At 72.3% G+C, this 7,818-nt stretch carries 9 protein-coding genes; 4 read left to right on the top strand and 5 right to left on the bottom strand.

Annotated features, from left to right (window positions below; genetic code table 11):
• Nucleotides 1–5 precede the first annotated feature (5 nt).
• The 3 genes from AB0M52_RS26860 to AB0M52_RS26850 all read right to left on the bottom strand — a co-directional run bounded on the left by AB0M52_RS26860 (nt 6) and on the right by AB0M52_RS26850 (nt 1,979).
• Nucleotides 6–284 carry a hypothetical protein gene (locus AB0M52_RS26860; protein ID WP_363959152.1) on the bottom strand — a complete coding sequence of 93 codons (279 nt, stop codon included), beginning with the start codon at nt 282–284 and terminating at the stop codon, nt 6–8.
• A gap of 19 nt (nt 285–303) precedes the next feature.
• Nucleotides 304–1,302 carry a LysR family transcriptional regulator gene (locus tag AB0M52_RS26855; RefSeq protein ID WP_363959149.1) on the bottom strand — a complete coding sequence of 333 codons (999 nt, stop codon included), beginning with the start codon at nt 1,300–1,302 and terminating at the stop codon, nt 304–306.
• A gap of 77 nt (nt 1,303–1,379) precedes the next feature.
• Complete coding sequence (locus AB0M52_RS26850; protein WP_363959146.1) at nt 1,380–1,979, bottom strand: hemerythrin domain-containing protein; 600 nt, start codon at nt 1,977–1,979, stop codon at nt 1,380–1,382.
• 106 nt (nt 1,980–2,085) lie between these two features.
• Here AB0M52_RS26850 and AB0M52_RS26845 point away from each other — a divergent pair, with 106 nt between their 5' ends.
• Nucleotides 2,086–3,414, top strand: a complete 1,329-nt coding sequence (locus tag AB0M52_RS26845; RefSeq protein ID WP_363959143.1) for a M20/M25/M40 family metallo-hydrolase — start codon at nt 2,086–2,088, stop codon at nt 3,412–3,414.
• A gap of 54 nt (nt 3,415–3,468) precedes the next feature.
• Nucleotides 3,469–4,122 (top strand): hypothetical protein, encoded by a 654-nt coding sequence (locus AB0M52_RS26840; protein ID WP_363959141.1) that lies wholly within the window; start codon nt 3,469–3,471, stop codon nt 4,120–4,122.
• A gap of 83 nt (nt 4,123–4,205) precedes the next feature.
• Here the strand turns inward: AB0M52_RS26840 and AB0M52_RS26835 are convergent, their stop codons facing one another.
• Together AB0M52_RS26835 and AB0M52_RS26830 are read right to left on the bottom strand one after the other, a co-directional pair.
• Entirely contained in the window at nt 4,206–4,397 is a 192-nt protein-coding gene (locus AB0M52_RS26835) for a DUF5703 family protein (protein ID WP_363959138.1), read from the bottom strand.
• 68 nt (nt 4,398–4,465) lie between these two features.
• Nucleotides 4,466–5,437 carry an aldo/keto reductase gene (locus tag AB0M52_RS26830; protein WP_363959135.1) on the bottom strand — a complete coding sequence of 324 codons (972 nt, stop codon included), beginning with the start codon at nt 5,435–5,437 and terminating at the stop codon, nt 4,466–4,468.
• A gap of 218 nt (nt 5,438–5,655) precedes the next feature.
• On the opposite strand from AB0M52_RS26830, the gene AB0M52_RS26825 reads away from it, so the two are divergent.
• The gene (locus AB0M52_RS26825) at nt 5,656–6,708 is read left to right on the top strand and encodes an LLM class F420-dependent oxidoreductase (RefSeq protein WP_363959132.1); all 1,053 of its coding nucleotides are present in this window, start codon (nt 5,656–5,658) and stop codon (nt 6,706–6,708) included.
• Nucleotides 6,705–7,541, top strand: coding sequence for an undecaprenyl-diphosphate phosphatase (locus AB0M52_RS26820; protein WP_363959131.1), 837 nt, complete (start codon nt 6,705–6,707; stop codon nt 7,539–7,541). Before AB0M52_RS26825 ends, AB0M52_RS26820 begins: the two co-directional genes overlap by 4 nt.
• Nucleotides 7,542–7,818 lie beyond the last annotated feature (277 nt).

Raw genomic sequence — 7,818 nt, 5'->3', positions numbered from 1 at the left:
TCAGCTCAACCGGGCATCGCGGCAGCTCGCCGAGATTCACCGAACGATGTGGGCGAGCCAGAACGCGCTGAGCGCGGTCCTCGCCGGCGGTCGACGGCCTGCCGGTCGGCGCGGGTCTGCTCCTCCCGGGTGATCAGGTTGGCGTACTCGGTCAGGTCGGCCGGGTCGGGCACCTCCGGCAGCCGGCGCAGAAAGGTCTCCACGTCCCGGGCGGCGACGGTGTGCCGGGCGGCCGCCTCGCGCAGAACCTCACGGTCGTCGGCGGCGGGATAGAGGTCGGTCATGCCCGCCCATTACCCGCCGTTAAGCGGTTCGCACCCCCCGGCCGGCCCACGCGGCCGCCGGCCGCCGTACCCCGAACGCCGGGTTGCGCAGCAGCCAGGCCAGGTACGCCGGGTGCGGGGCGAGGGCGTCGGTGTACGCCGCCAGGGCCGTCTCCAGCACCAGGTCGGCCATCCGGGCGGCGGCGGACTCCGGGTGCCAGCCCAGCATCAGCCGCCACCGCAGCGGCGCGCCGACCAGCCGGCGGGTCACCAGGCCGGCCACCGGCCGGAAGGTGGCCTGGCACAACGCCACCGCCTCGCCGGCGTCGACCAGGTCGATGCAGCCGCGCACGTCGGCCTCGTACACCTTGCGCGGGGTGAAGCCGGCCCGCGCGCAGGCGGCGGCGAAACAGTCACCGAAGCAGCCGTCGCCCGGCGCCGCCACCCACTGCTCGTGCCGCAGGTCGGCCAGCGCCACCTCGTCCCGGCCGGAAAGCGGGTGGATCTCGGGCAGCAGCACCATCACCGGATCGACCGCGACCTCTCGCCAGCTCAGCCCGTAGTCCGCCGACGGGGTGGAGTCGCCGCACACGCCGGTCAGCGCGTAGTCCAGCCGCCCACCGGCGACCAGCTGGGCCAACTCGTCGACCGACCAGGAGGCGTACGTGGTGAGCTGGGCCTGTGGCTGCTCGGCGGCGAGCCGGTGCACCAGCCGGCCCAGGATCGGGCTGTTCACCCCGCCGAACCGGTACCGGCGGGGGGCGTCGCCCGCGCCGGCCAGCCGGGCCGCCTCGTCCTGCAGGCCCTTCATCGCCGGCAGCAGCACCCGGGCCCGGGCGAGCACCAGCTCGCCGAGGGCGGTGGGCCGGGCACCGCGCCGGTCCCGTTCGAACAGTGGCCCGCCCAGGGTCCGTTCGATGCGCTGGAGCTGGGCGGTCAGCGCCGGCTGGGCCAGGCCGAGCGTCGAGGCCGCCTTGGTCACGCTCCCCGTCTCCGCGATGGCGCAGACCACCCGCAGGTGGCGCAACTCCAGATTCATAGCGTGACGGTAGGGCCACGGAGCGGCCGGCGGAAGGGTCCGGACGGATCAACGACCATGAACGTGTGGCAGGTCGCTCAGCGCGGCGGTGGTTCGGTCACCTCACCCAGCTGCGTGTGCCGGCCGGTGAGCGCGTCGCGGACCTTGTCCACCAGGGCCACCGCCGGCTCGACGATCCGGTTCCACGGCGGGGTGTGCGGCAGGCTCGGGTGCGGCCGGGTCGGCGCGGCCTCCTCGGCGATCTCCAGCCGGTTACCGAGCCGGATCAGCTCCTCCTCGGTGGCGGCGGCACACAGCCGCGTCACCAGGGCGTCGACCGCCACCACGTGCGCCTCGACCAGGCGGGCCACCATGGCGAGCCGGTCGTCGGTCAGTCCACGCAGCGCCATCAGCAGGGCGGCGTCCCCCGCCAGCACCTCGGCGACCGGCCCGTTGGCGTCGGTCAGGGCCTGACGGGCGGCGGGCAGCAGGTACTGCTCCTCGGCCGACAGGTGCCGGGACAACGCGGCGATGAGGATCTCCCGGCCGTGCGCGGGATCCGGGCCCGGCTCGACCAGCTGCCGGGTCAGGTCCAGCAACTGCTGGTGCTCCTCGGCGATGGTGGCGGCGATGCTGCGCCCGGCGGGCTGGTAGCCGTCGCCGGGGGTGGGCGGCAGCGGCGGCAGGTGGACGGACACGGTCCCTCCTCGGCTGGCGGGCGGAGCGACGATGATATGGCAACCGGACGCGCGCGCAGTACCCGCACTCGTCCGCGCCGAAACCGCAGGCTGGTATGAAGGGGCGATGACGAGCGACGCCCTCTCCGCCTTCCCCGCGCCGACCGACGAGGTCGTCGACCTCTGCCGGGACCTGCTGCGGATCGACACCACCAACACGGGCGACAACGCCACCAGCGCGGGGGAACGGCGCGCCGCCGAGTACGTCGCGGAGAAGCTGGCCGAGGTCGGCGTCGAACCGGTGCTCCACGAGTCCGCCCCCGGGCGGGCCAACGTGATCGCCCGGATCCCCGGCACCGACCCGAGCCGGGGCGCCCTGCTCGTGCACGGTCACCTGGACGTCGTTCCGGCCGACCCCGACGAGTGGTCGGTGGATCCCTTCTCCGGTGAGCTGCGCGACGGCTACCTGTGGGGCCGGGGTGCCATCGACATGAAGGACTTCGACGCGATGGTGCTCGCCGTGGTGCGGCACTGGCAGCGCACCGGCGTCCGCCCGCCGCGGGACATCGTGCTCGCGTACACCGCCGACGAGGAGGCGGGCAGCGAGTACGGCGCGCACTTCCTCGCCACCCGGCACCGGGACCTGTTCGACGGCTGCACCGAGGGGATCGGCGAGGTCGGCGGCTTCTCGTACACGGTGGACGAGTCGCAACGGCTCTACCTGATCGAGACCGCGCAGAAGGGCATCGACTGGCTGCGGCTGCACGCCAAGGGCCGGCCCGGGCACGGGTCGATGGTGCACGGCGACAACGCGGTCACCGCGCTGGCCGAGGCGGTGGCCCGGATCGGCGCGCACCGCTTCCCGGTGGTGGTCACCGACACCGTACGCGCCTTCCTCGAGGAGGTCTCCGAGGTGCTCGGCATCGAGGTGGACCCGGACGATCCGGAGATCGCCATCGCCAAGCTCGGCCCGATCGCCAACATCATCGGCGCCACCATCCGCAACACCGCCAACCCCACCCGGCTCGACGCCGGCTACAAGGACAACGTCATCCCCGGCCGGGCCAGCGCCACCATCGACTGCCGCAGCCTGCCCGGGCAGTCCGAGCTGCTGGAGCGGCAGCTGCGCGAGCTGATCGGCCCGGACATCGACATCGAGTACATCCAGCGCCAGCCGGCGTTGGAGACCACCTTCGACGGTGATCTGGTCGAGGCGATGTCCGCCGCGCTGCGGGCCGAGGACCCGGGAGCGCGGCCGGTGCCGTACATGCTCTCCGGCGGCACCGACGCCAAGGCGTTCTCGCAGCTGGGCATCCGCTGCTTCGGGTTCGCGCCGCTGCGGCTGCCGGCCGACCTGAACTTCTCGGCGCTGTTCCATGGCATCGACGAGCGGGTTCCGGTGGACGGACTACAGTTCGGCGTGCGGGTTCTCGACCGGTTCCTGCGTACCTGCTAGTCCGCGTCCGGACGGACGCGACACCTCGGATTCCTCGGAGAAAAGGACGCCTTCATGACCGACCAGACCGGTGAGCTGGACGCCGCCCTCGAGCGCGTGATCGAAGCGGCCCGCCACCACCTGGCCGCCGTCCGCGCCGCGCAGGGCCGGATCGACGACGACGACGTCTGGCAGGCGTACGTGGCGTTGAACAACGCGTCGTTCGCCTACGACGAGCAACTCATGGACGCCTTCGGCGAGGTCACGCCGTGGGACGTCGAGTCGATCGACCCGGACGAGGCCGACCAGCGCTTCGGCGGTGCCGAGGGGGTCGAGCCGACCGACCCGCACCCCCAGGTGATCTCGGTGCGCCAGCGGCGCGACTACCGGGTGCCCAGCGTCTCCGCGCTGATCCGCATCGCGGAGGCGGCCCGCCGGGAGGGCATCCCGGCCGACGAGGAGGTGCCGCCGGTGGAGGGCGTCGGCGAGGCGGTGCTGGAGCTGCTGCAGAGCGGCGACGGCTCGCTCGGCGCGCTCGACGTGCCGGAGCTGGAACCGCTCGACGGCGTGGTGATGGTCAGCGAGGTCGGCACCCCGGTCGACCTGGAGTCCTTCGACGACGACGACCCGGTGGGCCCGTTCCAGCCGGCGGCCGACGACCGGCTGGTCGGCCGGCTCGACGAGCACCCGTTCCTGGATCTCGAGGGCGAGCACGACCACGTGCACTGACCGCCGGCGCCCCGCACGGGGCGCGGCGGTCACCGCCCGGGTCCCGGCCGGCAACGGCCGGGACCCCGGGGCTCGTCACCGGCTCAGTACGACAGGCCCGGCTGGGGCGAGTTCACCCGGCGGCGGCGCAGCATCACCTGGCGCGTACCGTCGCGGAACAGCCGTACCCGGGCCAGCTCCCATCCGGAGAACTCCGCCTGGATCGCCAGCTGCGCCGTGGCGGTCAACCGGTCGACGTTCGGCGGTAACCGCAGCGGCGCGTATTCGTAGTCCATGGGGCCTATGCTGCCCAGCCCGACCCCCTGTGCGCCACCCTCCACCGGGTGACCCGCACCGCCGCCGGTCAGCCGTCGCGCTCCGGGTAGCCGACCTCCAGCGCCGAGACGTCGTCCAGCGCCGTGGTGATCTCCTCGGGCAGGGTCATCCGCTCCACCTGGAGCGCGCCGAGCAGCTGCCCGGCCGTGCGCGCGCCGAGGATCGGCGCGGTCACCCCGGGCCGGTCCCGGATCCAGGCCAGCGCCACCTCCAGCGGCGAGACGCCGAGCCCGCCCGCGGCGGTGGCCACCGCCTCCACGATGCTGGAGCAGCGCGGCTCCAGATAGGTGGCGACGAACCGCTCGAAATGCGGCGACACCGCCCGGGAGTCCGCCGGCCGCCCGTGCCGGTACTTGCCGGTGAGCACCCCCCGACCCAGCGGCGACCAGGGCAGCACGCCCAACCCGAGCGCCTCGCACGCCGGCAGCACCTCGCGCTCCACGCCCCGCTCCAGCAGCGAGTACTCCACCTGGGCGGCCACCACCGGCGCCCGGCCCGGCCAGGCCGCCTGCCAGGCCGCCGCCCGGGCGGTCTGCCAGCCGGAGAAGTTCGACACGCCGACGTAGCGCACCCGGCCGCTGGCCACCGCGTGGTCCAGCGCGGCCAGGGTCTCCTCCAGCGGGGTCTGCGGGTCGTAGCCGTGCACCTGGAACAGGTCGACGTAGTCGGTGCCCAGCCGCTGCAAAGAGGCGTCCAGCGTACGCAGCAGGTGCCCCCGGGAGCCGTCCCGGCGTCGGTTGCCGCCCGGCCGCAACCCGGCCTTGGTGGCGATCAGCAGCTCGTCGCGGGGCACCAGGGAGCCCAGCAGCGAGCCGATCACCGATTCGGCGTCGCCGTCGCCGTACACGTCGGCGGTGTCGACCAGGTTGCCGCCCGCATCGAGGTAGCTCTTCAGTTGCGCGGCCGCGTCGTCGGCGTCGGTGTCCCGGCCCCAGGTCATGGTGCCGAGTGCGAGCCGGGAAACCGCCAGCCCGCTTCGGCCGAGCGGTCGCTGCTGCATGGGTGAACCTTATTTCGAACCAGGGCTGGACCGATATCCTCGCTCCCGTCGAGTCTGCCCGCCAGTCCGTGTTTCCGCTCGTCCGGGTCGCCGGCATCGGCCCGTACCGTCGGCTGTCCGGCTTGCGGCGGTCCGGCGGGCGATTCGGGGTGAGCCGGTGATCGTCCCAACCGCCGCCATTGCGTAACCTGATGCGACTGCGGATGGGGGAGGACTCTGTGCGACTCGGGCTAAGCCTCGGATACCAGACAGCGTGGAGCACACCGGCCGATCATCTGGCCCTGGCCCAGGAGGCGGACCGGCTCGGCTACTCGGTGGTGTGGGCGGCGGAGGCGTACGGCTCCGACTCGCCGAGCATGCTCGCCTGGATGGCCGGGCAGACCGAGCGGATCGACATCGGCAGCGCGGTGATGCAGATCCCCGGCCGTACGCCCGCGATGACCGCGATGACCGCGGCCACCCTCGACGCGCTGTCCGGCGGCCGGTTCCGCCTCGGCCTGGGGGTCTCCGGCCCGCAGGTCTCCGAGGGCTGGCACGGCGTACGGTTCGGCAAGCCCCTCGCGCGCACCCGGGAGTACGTTGACATCGTGAAACTGGCGGTGGCCCGCAAGGAGGTCGCGTACGACGGCGAGTTCCACACGCTGCCGCTGCCCGACGGGCCCGGCAAGGCGCTCCGGCTGGGCTTCCACCCACCGCGCGAGCACATCCCGATCTACCTGGCCGCGGTGGGCCCGAAGAACCTGGAGCTGGCCGGCGAGATCGCCGACGGCTGGCTGGCCGTCTTCTACACCCCCGAGTTCGCCGAGGAGCAGCTCGCGGCGGTGCGCGCCGGCCGGGCCAAGGCCGGCAAGGAACTGGCCGGCTTCGACGTGGTGCCGTCCGTGCCCGTCGTGGTCGGCGACGACATCGAGTCCTGCGCGGCGCTGGTCCGCTGGTACGCCGCCCTGTACGTCGGCGGCATGGGCAGCCGGCAGCAGAACTTCTACAACCAGCTGGCCACCCGGATGGGGTACGGCGACGCCGCCCGCGAGGTGCAGGACCTCTACCTGGCCAAGCGGCAGCGGGACGCGGCCGCCGCGGTGCCGATGGAGTTCATCGACCGGACCTCGCTGCTCGGGCCGAAGGAGCGCATCGCCGAGCGGATGCGCCAGTTCGCCGAGGCCGGGGTGACCACCCTTTCGGTGACCCTGTTCGCCGCCGACCGCGACAACGGGGTACAGACCCTGCGGACCGTCGCCGAGGCGCTCGACCTCTCGGGAGTCGGGGAGTGACCTGGGTCGAAGCCATCGTCCTGGGCATCGTCCAGGGCCTGACCGAGTTCCTGCCGGTCAGCTCGTCGGGGCACCTGCGGATCACCTCGGCGATCTTCTTCGAGCGGGACGCCGGGGCGTCGTTCACCGCGGTCACCCAGCTGGGCACCGAGGCGGCCGTCCTGCTCTACTTCGCCAAGGACATCTGGCGAATCGGCCGAACCTGGGTCGTCGGCATCTGGGACAAGTCCGTCCGTTCCAGCCTCGACTACCGGATGGGCTGGTATGTGATCGTCGGCTCGATCCCGATCGGGTTCTTCGGCTACCTGTTCAAGGATCAGATCCGGGAGACCGCCCGCAACCTGTGGGTGGTGGCCACCACCCTGATCGTGTTCGCCTTCATTCTCGCGTTCGCCGAGTACTGGGGCCGGCAGACCCGGACCCTGCAGAACTTCCGAATGAAGGACGGCGTGGTGATGGGTTTCGCCCAGGCACTGGCGCTGATCCCCGGCGTGTCGCGGTCCGGGGCCACCCTCACCTTCGGTCTGTTCCTGAACCTGACCCGGGAGACGGCGGCCCGTTACTCGTTCCTGCTGGCCATCCCCGCCGTGGTGATGTCCGGGATCTTCAGCCTGGGTGACGTCTTCGAGCCGGCGGCACCGGGCACCTCGGTACCCACCGTCGCGCAGATGGTCGTCGCCACGCTGATCGCGTTCGGGGTGGGCTACGCGGCCATCGCCTGGCTGCTGCGCTACGTCGCGCACCACACCCTGTACGTTTTCGTGCTCTACCGGGTCGCGGTCGGCACCCTGGTCCTCGCCCTGCTGCTAACCGGCACCATCAACGCCACCTGAGGTGCAAGGAAGGGCCCCTTCTTAACGCCTGGTGTAGAGGAAGGGCCCCTTGTTAACACGACGCCGCAGCAGTCCCGTGCAGATCTTGGACAGTTGGCGTTAGGCGATGACGGGAACTGTCCAAGATTCACGTTTGGTGTTGCGGACGCTGACTGGCCGGCACCCCGATCGGGGTGCCGGCCAGTCAGCTGTGCCGTGTATGTGTCAGCTGTTCCAGTGCTGGGCGACCAGGTCAGCGGCCTGCTGCTCCCACTGGGCGTAGTGGTCCGGGTACGCC

Source organism: Micromonospora sp. NPDC051296 (genome assembly GCF_040682255.1).
Taxonomy (GTDB): domain Bacteria; phylum Actinomycetota; class Actinomycetes; order Mycobacteriales; family Micromonosporaceae; genus Micromonospora; species Micromonospora craterilacus.
The sequence above is the reverse complement of the archived record's forward strand: the minus strand, read 5'-3'. Positions and strand labels throughout refer to the sequence as shown.